This is a genomic window from Pseudomonas sp. ICMP22404, assembly GCF_006227205.1.
Taxonomy (GTDB): Bacteria; Pseudomonadota; Gammaproteobacteria; order Pseudomonadales; family Pseudomonadaceae; genus Aquipseudomonas.
The window spans coordinates 1-517 of sequence record NZ_VCNG01000060.1 but is presented as its reverse complement, the minus strand read 5'-3'; the positions used below and the strand labels follow the sequence as shown (position 1 = coordinate 517).

Annotated in this window: 1 protein-coding gene; it reads left to right on the top strand. The window is 56.1% G+C overall.

Annotated elements, in window-relative coordinates; translation table 11 throughout:
- The coding region (locus FGE05_RS29640) for an EF-Tu/IF-2/RF-3 family GTPase (protein ID WP_257225757.1) at window positions 1-517 on the top strand (517 nt) is incomplete at both ends.

Below are 517 nucleotides of genomic sequence, written 5' to 3'. Positions count from 1 at the left end.
AATCATCATCGGTTCGGCTCTGATGGCTCTGAACGGCCAAGACGACAACGAAATGGGCACCACTGCTGTCAAGAAGCTGGTGGAAACTCTGGACAGCTACATCCCAGAGCCGGAGCGTGCTATCGACAAGCCGTTCCTGATGCCAATCGAAGACGTATTCTCGATCTCCGGTCGCGGTACTGTTGTGACTGGTCGTGTTGAGCGTGGCATTGTCCGCATCCAGGAAGAAGTTGAGATCGTCGGCCTGCGCGACACTCAGAAAACTACCTGCACCGGCGTTGAAATGTTCCGCAAGCTGCTGGACGAAGGTCGTGCTGGCGAGAACTGCGGCGTGCTGCTGCGCGGCACCAAGCGTGACGACGTTGAGCGTGGCCAGGTTCTGGTCAAGCCAGGCACTGTCAAGCCGCACACCAAGTTCGTTGCAGAAGTTTACGTTCTGAGCAAGGAAGAAGGCGGTCGTCATACTCCGTTCTTCAAAGGCTACCGTCCACAGTTCTACTTCCGTACAACTGACGTG